A 19,846-nucleotide genomic window follows, 5' to 3' on the forward strand; every position below is an offset into this window, starting at 1 on the left:
AGGCTACCAATCAATACCAATTAGGCTTTAAAATAGATTGTATGCACGCGCACGTTCACAACTAGCCGATAAAGACCTGCCTCGTTAGATCTCCAGGCTATTTTATAAAAATCTATTATTTAAATATATTTGAGTGAAAGAAATAAATTTAACCCCCCATCTACAGCCTCCTAGTAATTGGAAAATAAAAGCCGATGAAGCATCCCTTCTTTTGGGAACAGTGTGAAGAAGGCTCCAGCACCTTAAAAATTATTTAAGAGAGACCATAAAAACCAAGAATCAGCATACTTTTGTTGCCCAACCTCCCAAGCATGTATAAATCATTAATACCAAAGTTTGAATATTTTCACATACCCATTTATTCGTTGAGAAACCAGTAAAAATTATGATAATTTCCCGGCCAAATGGAATTGCTGATAAAAGATTGGACTTTTAAGGTTATGTTGTTTCTACAGGGATCAAACTGGGACACCCGTAATGTTTGGCTTTTCACTACATTAATTTTCGGGTTTCTATATTCAACCGTTATATGGGCTGGAACTGGTGGAGTAAAGGGTCCAGACAGCGATTATGACGGGACCTACACTATTAGTTTTTATCCTGATAGATTCTATAACACTCCAGGTTGGACCGTACACGGAGTATCCCATATCTATGAGTTCAAGAATGATAACTATACCCGGAGGCTTAAGAGTACAACTTCCAAGACCTTGAATGTCTCTGTCTCTTCGGGTGGTTCTTACCGCTATGAAGTAGTTTGGAATATAGAAGTGGCATACTGTGATGGAGGTGGTGTTCCATTTATAGTCGCGCCAGGTTCAGAAGTTCCTGAGAGCTCAACGACAAATTCAGTTACTCCTCAGGGATGTAGCACACGTTTTGAGCATCACACTTTGGGATCCCATACCGTTGAGGTAGATGTTATCCCCTACACTCCAAGTGACATGTCTGCGCCAGCGAGTAGCAAAAATGGTGACGTCACCCTCAAATGGTCCAGCCCGCCTCAACCTGTGACCAAATATCAATATCGCAAGCGAATTAACGGGAACGGCTGGGGCTCACCTAAAGATTTTGTTTCTTCAGCAGACGATGTAAGCATGTCGATCGGTAACTTGGGTAGCGGTAAGTGGGGATTCCAAGTTAGAGCTTGTAACAACTTTGGCTGCTCGAGTTATACAAGTGAAAAGAAAGTGACGGTTGTACGAAAACCCGGTAAGCCCGGTAGTATCAGCTTTTCCCCGACAAGCTTGAGTTGTAGCTCAAACTTTGATGTCAACTGGGGGGCGGCATCTGGAGGTAACCGCTACCAGATACGTCAGTCCGTTAAATCAGACGATGGTAGTTGGAGTAGCTGGAGTACATTGGCAAGCGCAGTCACTGCCACAAAGTACGACAGAGATGGCTTGGCGCCAGGTAGGGATTATAAGTACGCCATCAGAGCCAGATATTATCTAAACGGCTATTACAGTGACTGGAGTTCCTTCACTTATTCCGATCCAATCAGAAAGCCACACTGTAAGCCCGGTGATATGGATTCGCCGACCTTTTCCAATAGCAACCCATTGACGACAAGCGTCTTTGACATACAGTGGAGTGAAGCTTCAGGGACAGTGGATAGCTATGAATTGCTTCAGAAAACCCCAAATGCAGACTGGAGCCCCATTCAAGATACTGCATCCCTGAAAAAAACACTGGGCAACCTGGAAAGGGGGCAAAATTGCTTTAAAGTTCGTGCCACAAATGTAGACAGCGCTGGCGATTTTTCCGATCCTGCCTGTATATTTGTTAAATATCCTCCCCCCACTTTATCGGTAGTGGTGACACAGGCTCCAGAGCAAAGTACATACAATAGCGGCTATTATGGTCAATATACTATTGCATGGCAGGTGGACAGCCAGGAAGTGGTGAGTGCCGAATTGTTGGAGGATGGTCAAACACAGGATATTTTTGATCGACAGACTGGTCAAAACCAGTATGATCAACCTGACAATATGGGACCAGGAGATACAACCCATACCTATCAGGTACAAGCCTGCAACATTGACGCCTGTGCTCTTTCAGATGAGCTCACTGTAATTGTAAGACCATGGCCTATCCCCTCAGCCCCTAAAAATTTTACAAACAACCCACCAACTAGTGATAGCACCAGCTATACCTTAACTTGGACAGCGCCTCCAGAACCGGTTGACTTCTATATTATTGAGAGGGACGGTGAAGAAACGATTCTGGCTAAAACTGCCAGTTCATATACATTCACTGGCTCCCATGGAAGTAGCTATAGCCACTCTATTAGTGCCTGTGCCGTCGATACTGACCCGGAACATTGCAATCGTTCTTCCTCTCATTCTGTTTACATCCGCAAACCTAAACCGGCTACCCCGGCTGATTTTCATATAAAATCGGGCCCGGATGGCTACGGTAACGTTACTCTCAAGTGGGATGATATCTCCCACGCCTTCACTTATGACTTTGTACTTTTCGAGAGGGTTCCCGATGGCCAATGGCGAGAAATCTACCGGGGCCCAAGTACAGAGAAGTCCCTTGATTTTGATGAAGATGGAACCTGGGAGTACAAGGTTTTAGCCTGTAATTCTGATCGCTGTAGTAACCAATCTTCAATAGTTAAAGTTGAAATCGACCTATTTAAGTGGGCATTCCAGGGCGGGACAATTCCCGATGCCAGTTACAACGGAATCTCCCCTGAGAATAGTAATTTCCATGGCGTGCTCGCAGGTTCGGGCAGCGTCAGTGGTGGCGCTGGCAACTACTCTATCCCCATCACTCTCCCACCAGGACGGAATAAAGTCACTCCCGCAGTTTCCCTGAATTACTCCAGCCGTGCAGGTAATGGTATCGCTGGAGTAGGGTGGAATATCTCCGCTGGCTCAGTAATTGCTAAATGCCAATCTACTTACGCACAAGATGGAACCCAGTACATCCGCGACCACTCCAAACTTTGCTACAACGGCGAACGATTGCGCTTAATAAGTGGAAATTATGGGGCCCCAGGTGCAGAGTACCGAACAGAGCAAGATAGCTTCATTAAAATCATAGAGGGCACTGATGATTTTATTGCATACCACCCGAGCGGGGCACGAGAGTACTTTGCTCGCGAGGGCGGTAAATGGTATCTACAGCGCCTGGAAAAAGATTCAGGGAATAATGTCATTGAATATGAGTATGAATATTCATTAGATAGCGGAGTAGTACTACGGAATATTTATTATACTGGTGACAACAGTAATCGCGGCAATCGACAGGTTACTTTTAACTACACGGATCGCAGTGACCGCAGCTCGCTGTATACGCGTTACGGAAAAACCATTCAGAACAAACGCCTGTCAGAAATCGAAGTGCGCTACGACGGAACACTGATACGTGAATATACATTGCAATATGGCAATTACAGTGCAACCAGTGGACGCTCCCTATTGCGCTCGATTTCTGAATGTGCATTTGATCTGCTGAGTAGTATTTGCCGCGAGCCCACAACTTTTGAATGGCTAGAAAACCCGATCGATTACTCGGTTCGGCTACTAACTGACAGCAACGGTAATGAAATACACCCCGGTCCGGTAGACAGCCTTCAACGACATGCACCCCATGGGGATCGAAATGGTGACGGTGTCAGGGACTGGCCGGGACTATTTGTGGATGCCGAAGGCAATAGTACTCCAAACAATTTTGACCTGATGACCTGTTACTCGGTAACTCGAACCTTCAGCACGCACTGTGTGGAAGGAGACTTTAATGTTGATGGCAAGACTGATAGCTGGAAAGTGCAAGGTGGATATTTGCAAATTGGCTATACCAACAATACGAGCACAGGGAGCAACTGGATAGGCACCAATATCCCATTGGATGCGCCTGAGCCCGGCGCAGGTGGCTATCAGAGAGACTCGCTATTGAAAGTCGCCGACTATAACGGCGATGGTTGGCCGGATATAACCGTATTCCGCTACAATAACCGCAACCCCGAAATTTATCTTTACTTCCACACGCAAAATACGGCAACGCCTTATCGACAAGCCGATGCGAAACTTCTATATACCTATCAAACCGTCGGCTATGGATGCACGAACCCTGATGGTTTTGGTGAGTGCGATACCCGTTCCTCAATTTCGCCAATGGGTGATATGGATGGCAACGGACTGCCCGATTTTGCAATCCTTACTAAATACTCGGTAGGTGACAGGCTGTGGCCCAGCATGCTACTACTAACCAAACAAGCATATAGTGGCGCTATCGAGTTTGAATCCGTTGGATTTGAATATGGAAAACCAAGCTCATTGGAACGTATCCCATTCTCTACTTTCGTTGATGTAAATGGAGATGGCCTTCCAGATTGGGTTGGTTGGATGGGAAATAGCTCCACCCTTTATTTACGCGTCAATAAAGCCAATGGGAATTTCTCAGCCCCGATTAACCTTGGTGTATCGATAGCGACTCGTGACTATTACATAAATGGAGATATCGTAAACGATAGAGACGAAACAGTTAAACAAGCACTTTTTGAAAGTAGTATCTTCGCAATGGATGTCGATGGCGATGGTAAAAGCGAACTACTCATGCCCGGCTCTATTGAGGTTGAGGGCTGTAGCATTGTTTACCACAAAGGCGATACCGAGTGGCGCTGCGGCAGTGACTTATATGGCTACTATCATCAAGTTAGGGGTACCAGAGAATATTTAACTACCATACCCGGCTCGTATAACACCAATATCTATAAATACAAGGCCCTGCATTTCAATGAAGATGAGAATGGCGATATTACAGCGGAATATCGTCCAACCAACTTGATTGCTGGTACGAAAAACTTTGAAGTCATTGATACCTTTGGCAAGGGATTGCAGGATCTGGTCTTCAGTTACGGATGCAAAAACGCCAACTGTAAAATGAATGCCCCAAAAGCCGGCAGTGCACTCACTGGTAAACCCGAAGGCGTTTACATTAACTACAATCCCGGAGCCGCGACAGGAAATGAAAACTACCAGCCTATTGATCTACTGAGTGCCGTAGAAAATGGGCTCGGTGTGCGCGATGAATGGACATACCGGCCACTGTCATCAGGTGATACACGCTTCCATAGTAACGCCAAACCGTTTTACGAGCGCGGCGCCTACCTGGATCTTGTGGCTCAAGCAACTCAGAATGAACATTTTGAGTTTGCTTCCAGTATGTATGTGGTTGCAGAGCATCGCCGCACCAATGGCGTGGGTGAGATGAATGCACTTCAGTACCGATATAAAGGGGCAGTCTACAGCAGTGTGGGCCGTGGTTTTCAAGGCTTCCACACCATTATTGAGGAAGACCTAGCCGCAGGAATTGAGACCCAGTCTGATTTCCACCAAATATTTCCACTGGCCGGTAAACTATATAAACAGCGACAGTGGGCGCTGGGAGATCGCACCTCTGATAGCAGTAGTGTCAAGGCTTTCAAGGAGTCGAACTTTACCTGGCAGTTCTGGCCCAAAGGCGGCCACGGCTCCCCTGTGGTGGTGGATGCACTCACGGATTCGTGGAACATCTCCGCTAACGATCCCTATTTTGTCGGACCGAAAAAGCAGAGCACCCTTCATCGCACCCTAAAGCGCTCCGGCAATAGCCGTACGCATTTATATACGCAGAGCCAAAATACCACTATTGATCGCTGGGGCAATGTATTGGTGGCGGAAAGCCGCTATGAAGAGGCCAACAGCTCCCATATCGTTGTCTCTACGTCGGACACAGATTTTGCGCCCGCAGACGAAGCGAATTGGTGGTTAAATAAACCAGAACAGCAAACCGTTACCAAAAAATCCATCCAAAACCGCAAAGGGGTTTCTATTGCGGCAAATACGGATGTACAGCAGTCTGTGGTCGTGGATTACTTATCGTGGGATAGCAATACTCGAAAACCTAAGCGGGTAAAAACCACGCCCTCAAGTGGCAAGTGGACCCAGGTGGATACGGTTTATAACAGTTACGGCCACGCCACCAAAGTCACCACTTCCGCAGAAGGGGAGGCGAAGACCCGAATTGTGGAGACCACTGCGTTTAGCCCCGATCACTACTTCCCCAAGACCATAAAAAACGTGCTGGGTCATAAGGTTACTACTGAGACCAGCGCCAAGTTCGGCCAGCCGGACTCGGTCACCGACGCCAATGGTTTAACCACCCGCTACAGTTACGATGCCTTTGGCCATCCCACTGGGCTGACTGCGCCCTCCGCTCTTGGCCTCAAGGCCGCACCGGACAGATACACCGCGCAGCGGTGGTGTGATTCCAGCTGTGATCGTGCGCCCGGCGCGGTGTTTATTACCATTCAACAGCAAGCTGGTGCGCCAGAGCAGGTTAGTTACCACGATCAGCTCGGCCGCGTGATCCGCACCGAGTTGCAGGCCTTCGACAGCAGCGACTGGATAGCGAGTAACGTCACCTATAACGCCCTGGGGCAGACCACTTTCGAATCGGTGCCGCACTATGCCAGCAGCGGCACCAGTTACGGTACCCGCTACCTGGATTACGACACCTTCGGTCGCGCCCTGCACAAGACGGTGAATCAGACCAATGGCCAACAACTGGATGTAATCTACACCCACGAACAGGACAGTGGATTTACTACCGATATCCTGGTGAACGGCCGCACCATGAGCCGCACCTACAGCGGCCTGCAACAGCTCACTGAAACTGTCGATGCCTTAAGTGGCACCACCCGCTATGCCTACGACGGTGCCGGTAATCCCATCGTACTACAGGATGCCAGCGGCAATCGCATCACCGCCAAGTACAACGCTCTGGGCCAGAAGGAATGGGTAGATGATCCCAATATGGGTTCCAAGTCGTTTACCTATACCGGCTTTGGCGAAGTGGAGACCGAGATAGACGGCAACCTGGATATCACCAGCTACACCTACGACCGCCTCGGCCGTATGGACAGTCGCAGTGTGAATGGGACCGAAGAGGCCAGCTGGATCTACGACACTGCCACCTACGGCAAGGGCCTGCCGGCACAGGAGAGCCGCAGCGATGCCAGCTATACACGCAGCTACAGCTACGATGCCCTGAGCCGCCCTTATAAAGTCACTACCGCCATCGACGGCGAAGACTTTGTTACGCAAAGTCATTTCGACAGCAACTACGGCCGACTAAAAGGGCTCAGCTATCCCACCGGGCTCACCCTCCAATACAACTACAACAGCACCGGCTATCAATTCCGCACCAGCAATGCCGCCAGTGATTACACCTATCGGGAAATCACTCAGATGGATGCCTGGGGCGAATGGGAGTTTGCCAATGTCGCCGCCGGCAATTACACCATCGGCCGGGAATTCCATGCAGAAACCGGGCAGATGGCCGGTACCACCTTTGACAGCCTGGTGCAGAACCACCAGGGCATTGCCTACAGCTACGACAACTTCGGTAACCTGTCTGAACGAGTGGTGCAAATACCTTCAGAATCCCTGGCATTAAACGTAGAGAACCACTACTACGATGCACTCAACCGCCTCGACTACAGCACCCGCACCGATGGCCCTGGTATCGACTACGACTACGATGCCATCGGAAACCTGCTGAAGAAAGATGACTTCGCCAGTAGATACAGCTACACCGGCGGCAGCAACGGTGGCCCCAACGCGGTGAAGAGCGTAAGCCTGATTAATGGAGGCACCAAGACTTACGGCTACGATAAGAACGGCAACCGCACCCATGAAAACGGTACGCAGCAGATCTGGTACAACGCCTTTAATAAACCCACCCGCATCAAGCGCAACGGCGCCAACCTAGCCTTCTACTACGGCGCTGACCAGATGCGCTACAAGCAGGTGAACCAAACCAGTGGTAAGACCACCTTGTATATCGACAAGCTGTTCGAAAAGATTACAGGAGGGGGTGAAACCCAATACCGCTACTTTATCGGCGATATTGCGGTCATCACTACGACGGAAACCGCAAGTGTTACCACTGGTGCTATAGGCTTTACCCATCGGGATCGCCTCGGATCAACTGTCGCCATTGGCGACCACCGAGGCAATCTCAAAGAAACGCACAGCTTCGACCCGTTCGGCAAGCCTCGACTGGGTAATATCACAGACAAGCTGCCGAGCATCCTCGACAGCCAGTTCACCTCCCGGGGCTTTACCGATCATGAGCATCTGGATGATGTCGAACTGATCCATATGAATGGACGGGCCTACGATTACAATCTTGGTAGATTCCTCAGCGTAGATCCGATTATTGTTCATCCTGGTGATTCACAAGCACTTAACCCATACAGTTACATCCTCAATAATCCGCTAGCAGGAACTGATCCCAGTGGATATGCCCCGGGGGATCGTGCTTACGGTGCTGGTATTGGTCTTGCGAAGGCCTTTGGCATTGTCTCACCAGAAAATGCTGAAATGGTAATTGCCGCAGAGTTAGCCTGTCGTATTTGTAATGGTTCTGTGGTTGAGGGAAGTGCTAGGAGTGCAGAGGCTGTTGTTGAAAGTGGAAAGACTTTTATCAGAGAAGTGGCTGCTGGAGTTAGTGTTACGACTGCAGCAGCAGTTGCTGCGGAAAGGGCGATAGAGAACCGTCCCGAAAGTGGTAAAAAAGGTCGGAACGGTAGTAGAGGATCTCAGTCGTCAAACGGTAATGACTCTGTTTCCAATAGGAATGGTAATCAGCAAGCTTCCGACATTGGATCTCAAAAAGAGGTAAGTAAAGAAAACACTGGTGGATGTAGTTTTGTGGCGGGAACGCTAGTCTCTACACCCGCTGGACTAACTCCAATTGAAGATGTTGAGGTTGGTCAGCTTGTTGAATCTCGTGATGAAGGTGGAGAAGAGCTTGCGCAGAAGCCAGTAAAGCATCTATTTAAAGACCTGCATGATGAAGTAATTGAACTTAGCATACAAAATTTAGATGGAGAGATTGAAGTTGTTATTACTACTGCCGAACATCCATTTATGGTGTTCGATGGTGATTGGACGCCAGCAGAGTCTCTTAAAGAAGGGGACTTGATAGAAACGCTTGAGGGGGAGACTGCGCAGCTTGTTGGTATTCGAGTAATTTCAGAAAAACAATATGCGTATAACTTTGAAGTCGATGAATTTCATACTTATTCTGTTGGAGAGGGTCAGTATTGGGTTCATAATGTATGTGACCCTTCGAGAGGGGGAGCAGAACCAAAATCGGTAACGATTGCCGAAAATGGAGATGCAGGTGTTACAAAGAGTAGAGAGTATGATCGCCCTGAAGTGGAAACCAAAAGCGGTAAGGCGGTTAAACAAAAGAACGCGACCAATGAATGGGACAATTTCTTAGGTGATAAGCAAACAAATATAGATCCTAGAGATGGACTGCCAGACCCCGATCGTATTTGGTCGGCAGATGGCGAGAGAAGCATCAGGTTTGGCGACCATGAAATGAATAGCAAGCCAAATAAACTTCATTATCATCAAGAAACCTGGCATGACGATAAAGTGGAAAATGTATTGCAGAGGATTCCTCAGTGAAAATTAAAATAATCAGTTTTGAAACCGTCGATGGTAATACAGTTGTCAATTTTGGTTCAGATGTAGGGGATGGCATTGCAACGTGGGTTGGTGCTAATAAGCCGGTTAAAAACTATGAGTACGATGTTGAAATTGACATTGAGAAGTCTATAGGTCAGGTAAAAAGTAGCAACAATGAAAGCGAAGGGAGATATTCAATTTCCCTTGAGGATAACTCTACACTTATAAGTGGTGAGATTGAATCTGTTGAAGAGGATGGCATGGCTTATCTTCGTTTATCCCAAGATTGCCTAATAATGATTGAGTCGGGTGATTCGGAAGTTAAAGGTGGCGATTGGATTAGCCTCAAAATACAGTGTGAAGATATAGAGGTTTCAGCTCAAGGTAACTGATTGATTCAAATATAGCCCGCTCTTGCGGGCTTTTTTACGTCTACGATTCGGTTATGATCCGATGTTACAGAGAGAAGGGCTCAGAACGCCGATGATGCAACGGCTCCTAGTGAGCGAGCTGCCCGGAGGCAAGCTTTCAGAGAGAATAATGTTCCAACTTCTCAAGCAAATAACTTCACTCGGCAGAAAGTTCATGGGAAGAACCCTAATTTGAAAGGGCCCAATGGAGAGTCTAGTGAAGTGATAAAAACTAGAGATGTGAATGGGAAGCCTGTCGAAATTCAACATCATAGCAATGGCCATGTGTTCGAGGATAAGAATGAATTCGAGTTACCTCATTATCATAGCCAATCCACCAATCATATAAGTTACTAAAATTATGGTTACGACGTATCTTGATAAGGGTTGTAAAGCATTAAAATCGTCATTAGACCTAGAATTGAGTGATGATTATTCGGCTTTATGGTTTTGTGCAGAAAAAGAAAGCGATTTATCTCATTTCCTTGGTTCTATTATTACAACTTTTAATTCTTTTGTGGGGTTCTTCTGGCTTGCATTTTCTGGAGGTACTGGAAGCCCTAAAATTCTAGAGCGGAAGAGATCCTTTGGGCATTGGTCGATTTCTAATGGCGATGTTGTATCTAAGCACGACTCACTAGATGAAAAAGGAAATCCGCTGTACTCAGATATCGCTCAAATTAAAACGGAAAATATTGATTTACTAGCTCAAATACTAAAACGTAGTCTCTTTGGTGTTGATAGTGCCTTATTCTTTTTGCCTAGTGACATAGACTATCCACCTAATGATTTGGCAAAACCCTTGGCTGATTTATTGAACAAAAGAAACGGAATGGAGGTGATTGAAGAAAGTGTGTTGAATCAGGGTCTGTTGGAGGGTTATATAACTGAAATTGTATCGATTGGTGGCATAGCTACGGTTACGGTGCGAGATTCAAATATGTGTACTATGGTAGTTTCTATTGGTAACCAGTTTGCTTTGAGTCGAGTAAGTAAGCAAGTGGAAAGCAAGTTACCTGAAGACGGATGGAAGCATATTGTCAATGAACAGGAATTTAATCATGTATTAAGCGTCGGAGTCAGCGTTTCAGCTTTTAGCTAATTTAATGCTCCAAAGAAAAAGGATGTTACAAAGAAAACAAAGCTCACGAAGTCTGATCATGCCAAGCTGAGATCCTCTCAAGGTCGGCGTACATTGCAAGCTCATTCGGATCTACAGAATACGAGAGATTCCGATATATTTATTCAGGACGATGGACGCTTTGTTGTTCGTGGACCCAAAGGAAGAGAGCACATAATTGAGAGTAACGGGGAATTGGGAACAACTGATAATGGTAGATCGAATAAGGCTCATTTGAATAAAAACAAATCAGGACACCCAAAGATTAGATAAAGATGCGAGCCGTGTGGTTAGTATCAGCTCTAGCGACTATTTCTTTCTAGTTCAGTGTTAAGGCGCAGTGAAAGCCTGAAAAAATATACTTGGGATTGGAAAATCGTGGTTTGGATGCAAGCCGGAAGGAGAAGTATCGATAGATTGGATGGTAATTAGCAGGATGCTCTAGAAAGGAAGCGCCGACAGTCGCCTATACCGTGCACCCAGCGTTTATTGAGCTGGATACAGGCTTGCTGTACTGTCTCCACTGATCCCACCAAACCTTTAAATCGACTTTCAAAGTTTCTGTTGAGGTATAGCCAGTGTTTTGGTGAGATGCCTAGTCGTTTGAGGATAGGTGGCGTACTTTCAGCAATATAACCTCGTTTTCTGGGGTCTAGATGTCGACCACTCCAGTCCACAAGTTCTAAATAGTGATCCAACTGAAAGGGAAGCCCTTTAGGTATATTCAGGCGCTCATTGCCGGCAAACGGTAGTAAGTCTTTGGGCTGCTCACCTGAGATTGCTGAACGAATGCGTTGCTGGATCGAGGTATGATTAGAGTCTTCTGGTGTTTTTGCCATATTGGCACGGATAGGGTTGAGGTCGACATAGGCCATACAGGCAGCAAGAGCTCTTTCATCTAATAAAGCCTGGGACTTGAAACGACCTTCCCAAAAATGGCCTGTACAATTATCTTCGGCATTGGCCTTACGGGCGATAGACTCGTTCAAACAGCGCATAAACCAGCTAAGATCCATCAAGCGATCTCGCCATAGAGCGACGACTTCCTTTAGTTTTCTCATCTCACAGTGATCGAGAATGTCTCCTTGAAGGTAGCGACGGGCCAAATTGGAAGCTTTGAACAGTTTCTGCCAGCGTAGAATGACCTCGGTATCCGGCCAATTCAGCGCTTTCTCTTTGTCGATATAAAGTACGATATGGTAGTGGTTACTCATAACTGCATAGGCGGCGATATCAAGGGCAAAGATCGAGGCCAGATTATGCATTCTGGATTCAATCCACTCGCGGCGATGCTCATAGTCATTACCAGATTTCACATCTCTCCCACACAGAAACGCCCTTCGTACGCAGCGGGAGACGCAATGGTAGTAGGGGGTAGTGTCTAACGAGACTTGCGTGCTACGAGGTAAGGGCATTGATCTTTGGTGGCATGTATATTTATACAGTATTTAATCTTGTAGTATCTGCTATGTCAATATTTCTGACACATAAATCGATGACTTTTATGGATATCCAGAATTTTGAATTTTCATCCTTACCCGATGACGATTCCCCCTCAACAGCATTGGTATTAATTATGGATAGCAGGATTACCGCTAACTGGCTTACATTTTTTCTTTCGTTGTTTTTCCTTAGCGCCTGTGAGGGCAGTTACGGAGATTCCGTAAAGAATAGCGTCTTTTATGAGTGCAGGAATCAGTGGAAAGACTTTCCTTCTAACGGTCTCCAGCAGGCATTTAGAGATTTTCTTCATGAATATGGGGATGCCGATGCCTATATTCTTGTCCGGTTAGGTATGGCAGATTATGGATATTTTGAAGGGCTCTTTGTCGCTGTAAAAGGCGATCAGGCCTTTGTCGCCAAATCTAAAGATGATGAACTCATTGAAAAGCGATTTAAGGTTAACGCTGATCTAGAGTCGAATTTTTTAAAGCTCAAAAAGGGAATTATTGGTGAGTCCTACACGAAGTCAGCGAAAAGTGGCTTGCATGCGACCTGCAAGTTTATCGATGTAAAAGTTGATGATGTTGGGCTGTCATTTGAGACAACATACAATCCGGCTTGGATGGATGACTACATGCTGAAAGACTTGAGTGTTGAGCTTTCTCAGTTTGATGAAGCCTTGCACTACTTCTTAAATATCTAACAAAACAAGAGGCCCCCACCCGATCAAGTAATTCAGGACAACCATAGATTAGCGAAGTGTAGTAGCAGTTTAGCTAGCGTCTGTTCTAGCGGGTATTACAGCCTGATTTGGTACAAACGCAAGGTTAAATGCTGAGAAATTATCCTTGAGTTGTAAGATGACAGGGTTGGATAAAGTCGGAAGAAATAGTATCCTGAAAAAGGGGGAGAATTAGCAGGGCAGTAGTGCAAAGGAAGCACCGACAGTCGCCTATGCTGCCTACCCATCGCTTATTGATCTGGGTATAAGCTTGTAGAGCAAGCCTCTCCTGAACCGGCAAAGCCTATAAAGCGACTTTCAAAGTTTCTGCTGAGGTACAACCAGTGTTTTAGTGGCATCAAGTCGCTTAAGGGAGCCTGCCATGGCTTCGACAATGCAGCCTCGTTTTTCTGTGCACTCGGTGTCTACCACTCCAGATCAATAATTCTAGATAGAGATTTATATGCGCTTAGTAATCCAGAGATAGGCCAAGTTACCAAAAAATATTCAAGGATGAGAGTTGAAGATAGGTATAAAAATAGGTCTTACATGAAAATAAATAATTTTATATTGATTGTATGTATATGGTTGCCACTTCAACTTAGTGGCTGCATTACTGCAGTAAAGCCTATTGTTGATGGTCAGAAAAACAACCTGAAGATTGATGAAGGTTTTCTTTTGGTTGCGATAGACACCAACTTTAGTTTAGATAAGATTAAAATAAAGGGAGCTAAATATTTTTTTCTCTCCAGAGAAAACCTCCATCCGGGCAGTAACTATATCCTATTTAAAGCTCCGGCCGGCAAATACAGATTTGATAAAATCTATCTAAATTATCTTTATTCGTATGAGTTGGAGGAGGAGTATTGGTCTTTTCAGATTAATCCAGATGTGATTAGCTATGCTGGTCACCTGACAGTAGATCAAAACCTCTTCAAGTTACGGGCAGTAGATCAAAACCTCTTCAAGTTACGGGCTCATATAGAGCTTGAAAATCGTTCTACCGAAGCATTAGAATTTCTCGAAGAAAATTTTTCAGAACTAATAGAAACTAAAGATATCCAATATGCTGGCCCAGGAAAAGATGATTTCTTTAATGTTGTCGCACAAACACAAAGGAAGTAATGGATTATGAGGGTGCACTTTCTTCTATTAGCACTTCTAATTGGATTCTCTTCTATCAATATTGCAGAAACTTTGCCTGCTAATTTATTTTTCCGAAATCCAGAAGTGCTTTCCTTAAAGTTAGGGCCTAATGCACGGTACCTTATGGGTCATATGAATAAGACCAAAAATTATCTAGCACTGGTGGATACAGAGGAAAATGAAGAACATCCAATACTACTATTTGATGCCGACCAGTTAATCCTTAACGATTATCATTGGATTGATGAGTCAACAGTATACTTTAAATATTTTAATAAATCCATAAAAGAGTCGAAGCATGGATTTATTTATTTCGATTTTTCAAGCTTAAATCCCGACTTTAACATTCTATATATTAAAGAAAGGGGGGCTTTGGTTGACCCACTTGTGAAGCAAAAAAACAAATTACTTTTTTCAAAGAAAACGGGCAATTATTATCAGGTACATATTGCATCAACTCAGCAACTTGCACATGGAAAGCTATCTAAAGCCACATTGTTTAAGAAGCCTCTAAAAAATGTAATTAACTATTCGTGGGATGCTGCTAGGAGTGCTTTGATAGCTACAACTTTAGAGGATGACTTAATAATAACATGGTACCTTCCAGAGGGGGAGAAGAAATGGAGCAAACTTTACTCCTCTACCAACCTATCTGAAATATTTCGGCCAGTGGGTTATTTTGAAGAAGGAGTATTGGCTGTATTGAGTAATGCAGTCTCAGATAAAATATCCCTTTACAAGTATGACATCAAAGATAATGAATTTTTAGATATCCTATATCAGCACCCAAGATATGATCTCACTGATGCTTTATTTGATAAAGACAACAATTTATCGTCAGTATCATTTTTTGACCATGGAAGGCTGGTGACCGAATATTTTCAGTCTGCGCACAAGGATGTACAAAATAAATTTAATAAGGCACTCCCTGGGAAGCAAATTGCAGTTATTGATAGGGTTCCGGAGCGCAATAAAAGCTTAGCGTACGTGTTTGCTTCCAATGACCCTGGATCTTACTATCTGTTTGACACTAAGAATTTGGAAGCAAAACATCTTTATCAATTGCATCCGGAATTTGATGGTAAGGACTTAGCTCCTTCTTTTTCATTAGCATCGCGCTCAAGTGATAACAAAATAATAGAATCCATCATCACGACTCCGAAACATAGTAATGGTGTTTTATTAGTGCACCCTCATGGGGGGCCAATTGGTGTTCGCGAATATCAATCTTATAATCCAGAAGTTCAGTTTCTCGCTAACCGCGGCTACACAATTCTTCAAGTAAATTTCCGTGGATCCATTGGGTTTGGGAAAACATTCAATAAAGAAGCTGTCGGTCAGTGGGGAGGACTTATCGAAGATGATATTATGTCTGCTGTTGCGGAAGTCAAGCAGGAATATAGTTTTCAGAAAACCTGCACTATTGGTACAAGTTACGGCGGTTATTCTTCGATGATGTTGGCGATCAAGCGGCCTGAAGAATATGACTGTGTTATTTCTATGTACGGTGTTTATGATTTACCTTTGCTTTTTAATACCAGCAACTTGAAAATGCAGGAACGCTATCTGGAGTCAGTTTCTAGGACTGTTGGAGGAATGAATGAATCCTTGGCAAGGAATTCACCATTTCGCCTAGCTGACCGGATAAGCGTTCCTACTTTGATTGTTGCAGGCAAAGAAGACGATATATCAGGTTTTGAACAAGCTAATAGAATGCGCTATTTAATGCAAAAATTGAAATCAGACATTGAATTTATTGCCTATAATAGCGTAGGGCATGGACATTCTACTTGGAATGGCGAATATCACCAATATGCTTATATTGATGATTTTCTCCGCCGAAAACTCTCCATTAAAGACAAAGACAAGAAAACTGCGGACATTCTAGCAAATGATTTATTGTTTTTAAGCAATTCATACCGCCAGGGCACCTGGACATCTCCAGATAGCAATAAGGCCTTGGCTTATCTTAAGAAATCGGCTCAGCTGGGGCACAATGAGTCTCAGTACAAACTTGGGGATCATTATTTGAATACCAAGTTGGATCCTGAAAGAGCCAACTATTGGTTTCGAAAAGCGGCTAGGCAAGGAAATGAAAAGGCCACTTATGCTTTAGCGAAGCTTTATGATGAGGGAGTCGTTTCAGGAAAAACTAAGGAAGAAGTTTACGAGCTATTTGAGAAAGCAGAATCATCAGGCTCTCATCTAGCCTACTTGGATATGGCTAAATATCAGTGTTTAGGTGAGGGGGTAAAAAAGAATCTAGATGCCTGTATTGAAAAGATATTTTCAAAAAAAGACTGGAGCAACAAAAGTCTACCAAAAAAGCGGCTTGATTTTCTTGAAAAAGAAATCTGGAACAAACAGCAACAGATTATGGCGGAGGTTATGGATAGAGTTTCTTTCTCAAAAGATCAGATTGAAAGGATAGGTCAATACTATAAAAGTATCGGCTTTGATCAACTATACCCAGAGGTTGCATCTATTGAGTTTGGTGAATTTTATGAAGGAGAGCCCCCATATCCCATAAAAAAGACTACGAATCGCATTCCAATTCGAAAGAATATGCGTTTCGGTGTTAATTATATTCTCCGTTCAAGTTTAAAGGAGGATCAAGATGCATATGCTGTTGCGCGGATAAAATGGACCACCCCTGATTTATCTACACCTTCCGGCAAGATAACTAACTCGATCCAAATTATGTTCTTTCCTAAGCTAAATCAAAAATCAGGGTATTATTATGTACTGGAACATGATTACGAGATGGTCGAAGGAGAATGGATAGCCGAGGCTTTTAATATTGACGGAAAACAATTATTTAAAAAGACTTTTCAAACTTATTATCCTGAGCCCTAATATGCCTGCCCGATATCCGTTTATAGAAGGGCAGGGTGGTCAAAGCTCTGAACCAACCATACAGCTTTACAACCTGGCAACTAATTCATTAGTTCCAGATTCGAGGCATTCATAGATTGAATGATAGCGCCGACCTCACTAATTAAATAATTAAGAATAAATTAGTTGATAGGCCATACTTCTAGGTGTTGATAAAAAATAAGTACAATTATAGTATTTAGCAATAGTACCACTCTAAATTTACTATCATATGGAAATTGATATGAATAGTGTCAATGAATTACCAAAGGCTAAAGAAATCAGCCTTGTATTGAAAGCATTTGAAAGTTACAGTCGCGCTGTCAATAAAGACAGCTTGAGTACCGCAACTCGTGATGCTCAGATACCCGATGCACAGGTTTTTGTAAAGGAGCAAACTGGTGGCGTCATTATCATTCTTCCGGAGCGTCACTCCAGCGAGGATGAAGAGGTTCAGAGTGGGGCTGCCTCCATTGCGAAATATGTCATGGCGATCCCAAAAGTGAAGATCGCGGTTGAAGAACCCGTCAGATACAACGGTACCTTGATATCGAATGTTGGATGGGGCACTTCCATTCAAAGTAAGCCACAGAGCCAGTCCATTTTTGATTTTTTGCCAGACGCTCAAGGGTCTATCTCTCACCAGCTGTACAATAGGCAGGTGGGCATGATGATCATTTCTTCAACTCGCTATCCAGCTGAGGATATGCCAGCTAATCCTAATCGCTATAACAATCCACAGATAAATGCGACGATGGTAAAAAACTTGCGTGAAAATACGAAAGCTGGAGATATTTCTGTTTTTCCAGTTGGGCCTGACCATTTAAAGCGGACATATGACCCTAACACGTTAAAGGTACGTCTAGGTGCCCATGGATGGACCGAGCTCAGCCACAATTAGTTCCAAATATAGAGCAAGTAAGGGGAGGCGCTCTAGAAATACCGAGCTAGTGCCAACAATTAGCGTCCTGCCCTCTCTCTACTAGCTCGAATAAATCACTGATTATATCAGGTTAAGAAGTTAGTATATTGTCCCTCCTGATATAGCACCTATCTTTGTCGGGTAGTAGTTTCTTGTGAATCACTTCAAACTACTAAAGAGCACTCAGACTATGGGTTAGTATCAAGAAATTGGGTGGGTATTTCCAAAGTACCTTCGAAAGAAAGCACCCATAGCCACCTATGCCTTACACTCTACGCTCGAAAGCAAGATACCTACTTGTCAGTCTCCTCAGGGGAATTGGCCAAGTCATCCTTCAAAAGAATGCCGTAAGTGGTTTTCTATTCTTACTCGGAATAGCAGTCAACTCAGTTACCATGGCTGTTGGGGCCATACTTGGTGTTATTATCGCAACTTCTTGTGCAGGCATTTTACATTATCCTAATAAAGAAATTGAAGAGGGTCTATTTGGATACAATGGAGCTTTGATCGGCATAGTTATGTTCTTATTATATGCCCCATCTCCGCTTACTGTCTGCTTAACTATTATCGGAAGCATCCTTACGGTCTTGATCATACGCTTCCTAATGCTCAATTTTTTCCTTCCGCCTTATACTGCACCATACATTATAGTGATATGGGGTGTATGGATATTGGCTCCTGACCTGGATCTAGCACCAGCTACAATATCCATGAGTGAAAACATTTCAACCTGGGGGATAATGGATGGTATAGGCCAAATTATTTTTCAAGATAATGCTATTAGCGGCATCTTATTTTTAATTGGGATTCTTATATCGAACAAATCTCATGCGCTTTGGAGCATAATTGGTGGGACACTTACCACATTGGTGGCGATGTTCTTAACTATGCCGCCAAACTTAATTCTTGCCGGGCTCTTCGGTTACAATGCATCTTTGAGCGCTATTGCATTATCAAATGGTTGTAAGCGATGGCTAGCCCCAATTGCAGGGAGCATATTAACCGTTCCAATCGCAATGGCTTTTATGAGCGCTGATATTATTGTATTAACCGCACCATTTGTTATCGCTAGCTGGATTATATTGTTGATCCAAAGAAAACTTACATTAACTCATTAATCCAGTCCATTAGAGAAAACACTAGCTCGTGAAAGATTCGGTAAGTACAGCTTCCATTTGACGAATTGATTGAGTCCAACTGACTTTTGCCAGTTTTGCATAGTCAGTGTTGAGAAGCGTATGTGTCAGAGTAACGATGGTACCAAGCTCACTGCCTCTGAAAACAACTTCGACCAAAGATGCATTCTCTTGCGGCTCGGTGCTGTTTGGCAGATTAAGATTGCAATGCTCGTGGACTTCAAAAACTAATCGCTTTGGCCTGTCAACGCTGCGATACACACCAGACATAATGCAGGAACTGCCGTTTGGAGCAGTCATCTCAAAAGCAAAGCACCCACCAACCTTGGCGGTGAGGTTGAGTACACGTGTCGTGAAATCGTCAGGCCCCCACCATTTTTCAACCATGTTGGGTATGATCCAGGCATCAAAGACCTTCTCTGGCACTGCCCGGACTGTATAAGAGATCGGTTCGGTTCGAACATCCTTTTGATATGTAAAATCGATCACTGTTGCACCTTATTCTTTTAAGTAAGGGGGTTCCAGCAGCCTGTTAACACTGAAACATTTTATCTTTGTCCTATAACACCATTTAATCGACTCCACCTGATTCTAT

Annotated in this window: 10 protein-coding genes; 8 read left to right on the forward strand and 2 right to left on the reverse strand. The window is 44.3% G+C overall.

From position 1 onward, the window contains the following. Positions 1-440: 440 nt before the first annotated feature. The 3 genes from ACJJIN_RS06260 (at position 441) to ACJJIN_RS06270 (ending at position 10,991) form a co-directional block, all read left to right on the forward strand. The gene (locus tag ACJJIN_RS06260; protein WP_444897336.1) at positions 441-9,479 is read left to right on the forward strand and encodes a polymorphic toxin-type HINT domain-containing protein; all 9,039 of its coding nucleotides are present in this window, start codon (positions 441-443) and stop codon (positions 9,477-9,479) included. Continuing rightward, positions 9,476-9,871: a hypothetical protein gene (locus tag ACJJIN_RS06265; protein WP_444897337.1), complete on the forward strand. Its 396-nt coding sequence runs from the start codon at positions 9,476-9,478 to the stop codon at positions 9,869-9,871. Before ACJJIN_RS06260 ends, ACJJIN_RS06265 begins: the two co-directional genes overlap by 4 nt. Before the next feature lie 439 nt (positions 9,872-10,310). Further along, positions 10,311-10,991 (forward strand): hypothetical protein, encoded by a 681-nt coding sequence (locus ACJJIN_RS06270; RefSeq protein ID WP_444897338.1) that lies wholly within the window; start codon positions 10,311-10,313, stop codon positions 10,989-10,991. Positions 10,992-11,437: 446 nt separating this feature from the next. Here ACJJIN_RS06270 and ACJJIN_RS06275 read toward each other — a convergent pair whose 3' ends face one another. Further along, positions 11,438-12,325 (reverse strand): transposase, encoded by an 888-nt coding sequence (locus tag ACJJIN_RS06275; protein ID WP_444897339.1) that lies wholly within the window; start codon positions 12,323-12,325, stop codon positions 11,438-11,440. Between the two features lie 98 nt (positions 12,326-12,423). Between ACJJIN_RS06275 and ACJJIN_RS06280 the strand changes: the two genes are divergently transcribed. From ACJJIN_RS06280 to ACJJIN_RS06300, 5 genes are all read left to right on the forward strand, one after another. Beyond that, the gene (locus ACJJIN_RS06280) at positions 12,424-13,155 is read left to right on the forward strand and encodes a hypothetical protein (protein ID WP_444897340.1); all 732 of its coding nucleotides are present in this window, start codon (positions 12,424-12,426) and stop codon (positions 13,153-13,155) included. Between the two features lie 567 nt (positions 13,156-13,722). After that, positions 13,723-14,298, forward strand: a complete 576-nt coding sequence (locus ACJJIN_RS06285) for a hypothetical protein (RefSeq protein WP_444897341.1) — start codon at positions 13,723-13,725, stop codon at positions 14,296-14,298. A 12-nt stretch (positions 14,299-14,310) separates the two neighbouring features. Further along, on the forward strand, positions 14,311-17,175 hold the full coding sequence (locus tag ACJJIN_RS06290; RefSeq protein ID WP_444897342.1) for a prolyl oligopeptidase family serine peptidase: 2,865 nt from the start codon (positions 14,311-14,313) through the stop codon (positions 17,173-17,175). A 262-nt stretch (positions 17,176-17,437) separates the two neighbouring features. Continuing rightward, positions 17,438-18,094, forward strand: a complete 657-nt coding sequence (locus tag ACJJIN_RS06295; protein WP_444897343.1) for a hypothetical protein — start codon at positions 17,438-17,440, stop codon at positions 18,092-18,094. A gap of 281 nt (positions 18,095-18,375) precedes the next feature. Next, the gene (locus ACJJIN_RS06300; RefSeq protein WP_444897344.1) at positions 18,376-19,233 is read left to right on the forward strand and encodes an urea transporter; all 858 of its coding nucleotides are present in this window, start codon (positions 18,376-18,378) and stop codon (positions 19,231-19,233) included. Positions 19,234-19,254: 21 nt separating this feature from the next. Here ACJJIN_RS06300 and ACJJIN_RS06305 read toward each other — a convergent pair whose 3' ends face one another. Further along, complete coding sequence (locus ACJJIN_RS06305; protein ID WP_444897345.1) at positions 19,255-19,740, reverse strand: SRPBCC family protein; 486 nt, start codon at positions 19,738-19,740, stop codon at positions 19,255-19,257. Positions 19,741-19,846: the final 106 nt, after the last annotated feature.

Source organism: Microbulbifer maximicatervae (SeqCode) (assembly GCF_052467505.1).